General features: G+C 73.9%; 2 protein-coding genes. One reads left to right on the plus strand and one right to left on the minus strand.

Annotation, left to right across the window (positions count from 1 at the left end):
• Nucleotides 1-225 precede the first annotated feature (225 nt).
• Nucleotides 226-456, plus strand: coding sequence for a hypothetical protein (locus ACFWR9_RS31045; protein WP_383847696.1), 231 nt, complete (start codon nucleotides 226-228; stop codon nucleotides 454-456).
• Nucleotides 457-488: 32 nt separating this feature from the next.
• Here the strand turns inward: ACFWR9_RS31045 and ACFWR9_RS31050 are convergent, their stop codons facing one another.
• Nucleotides 489-1793, minus strand: coding sequence for an MFS transporter (locus ACFWR9_RS31050; RefSeq protein ID WP_383847698.1), 1305 nt, complete (start codon nucleotides 1791-1793; stop codon nucleotides 489-491).
• Nucleotides 1794-1927: the final 134 nt, after the last annotated feature.

Raw genomic sequence — 1927 nt, forward strand, 5'->3', positions numbered from 1 at the left:
CCGTGATCGGTATCGTCGCGGGTGTCGTCGTCCTCGCCGGTCTCGGAGTGCTCTTCGCCCCCGCTCCCCCCGCGCGAGCGCGGACAGGCGATCTTAGCGCGAGAGGCACCCCACCCCCCCCCGCCACCCCCACCACCCCCCCCCGCCGGGCCGGCGCCGGGGATGTGTTGGGTAGGCCCAACCAGCGGGCATGGGGGAACATGTCGGTGGCGAGAGGAGCTGGTCATGGCCCTGTTCAAGAAGCGCACGGTCGGCAAGCCGGGCGAGTGGTACTACTGCCTGGAGCACAAGAAGGTCGAGGAGGGCCCGGAGTGCCCGGCGAAGAACCGCTTCGGGCCGTACGCCTCCCGGGCCGAGGCCGAGCACGCGATGCAGACCGCCCGCGAGCGGAACCTCGAATGGGAGACCGACCCCAAGTGGCACGACGCCCCCGCGGGCCGTCCCGACGACGAGTGAACGGGCCCCGACGACCTCGGCACGAGGTCTGATCAGGCGTCCGGCGTGCGGGCGGCCGCGCGTTTCTCGCGCAGCCGCACCGCGTGCTCGTTGGTCCGCACGTCGTACGTCATCATCGTCGGCAGGCACAGCGCCAGCAGCCCCACCGCGCCCGCGCACAGCAGCCCGCCCGACCACACCGACGCCCGCACCCCGGCAAGCGCGGCCGTGCCGCCCGCCCGGACCTGGCCCAGCTGCGGGCCCACCGAGTACGACAGCAGCTCGATGCCCGCGAGCCGCCCGCGCAGCTCGTCGGGGATGGTCTGGTTCCACATCGCGCTGCGGAAGACGCCGCTGACCATGTCGAAGGCGCCGGCCAGCACGAAGCACAGCAGCACCAGCCACACGTTCCCGGCGACCCCCGCGGCGGCGATCGCCACACCCCACCCGGCCGCCGCCAGCACCACCATCCGTCCGTGCCGGTGCACCCGCGACGTCCACCCGCTGCTCACGCTCACCAGCAGCGACCCCGCCGGGATCGCCGCGTACATCAGGCCCAGCGACCACTCGGCGTCCAGCTCGTCCGCCAGGAACGGCAACACCGCGAGCGGCATCGCCAGGAACATCGCCGCCAGGTCGACGGCGTACGTGCCCAGCAACTCCTTGCGGCTCCACGCGTACCGGGCGCCCTCGGCGATCGCCGCCCACGACGGCTTCCGTGCCTCGTGCGAGGCGGGCGAGGAGGCCAGGCCCACCACCAGGGCCACGGAGGCCAGGAAGGTGACCAGGTCCACCGCGTACGCCCAGCCGAGGCCCGCGTACGCCACCACCAGGCCGGCCAGCGCCGGCCCCGCGATCCCGCCGACCTGCCAGCGCAGCGCGTTCAGCGAGGCGGCGGCCGGCAGGTGCTCATGGGCCACGATCCGCGGGATCAGCGCGTCCAGGGCCGGGCGCTGGACCGCGCCGAGCGCCGAGGTGAGCGCGGCGATCACGTACAGCGGCCACACGGCGGGGCTCGGCATCAGCGAGTTGACCAGCAGCGCGGCGCACAGCACCCCCTGACCCGCCTCCGTCCACACGATCAGCTTCCGCTTGTCCCAGGCGTCGGCCAGCGCGCCGCCGTACAGCCCGAACACCACCAGCGGCACCAGTTCCACGGCGCCGATCGCGCCCACCGCCGCCGCCGACCCCGTCAGCTCCTTGATCTGCACCGGCAGCGCGACGAAGGTCAGGAAGCTCCCGAAGCTCGTGATCAGACCGGCGACCCAGAGCCGCCGGAAGTCCCGGGAGGCCCGCCAGGGAGAGAGGTCGGGCAGCAGGGCGCGCAGCCCGGCGGGTGCGGGGGAGGTCTCGGTCACGAGGAGCCATCGTCGGGCCGGCAGAAGGGCGGCGGCAACCGGTTTTCCCGACACCCGCCACCGGCTGGAGGAAGCCGGGCGGTCATGCGGCCGACCGGCCGGGACATCGTCGTCGCCGTCTCTGGGGGCTGCCG

Source organism: Streptomyces sp. NPDC058534 (assembly GCF_042717365.1).
In the GTDB taxonomy this organism is placed as follows: domain Bacteria; phylum Actinomycetota; class Actinomycetes; order Streptomycetales; family Streptomycetaceae; genus Streptomyces.

Coding starts and splice junctions, on each gene's coding strand:
- ACFWR9_RS31045 (WP_383847696.1), top strand. CDS start 226: ATGGCCCTGTTCAAGAAGCGCACGGTCGGCAAGCCGGGCGAGTGGTAC.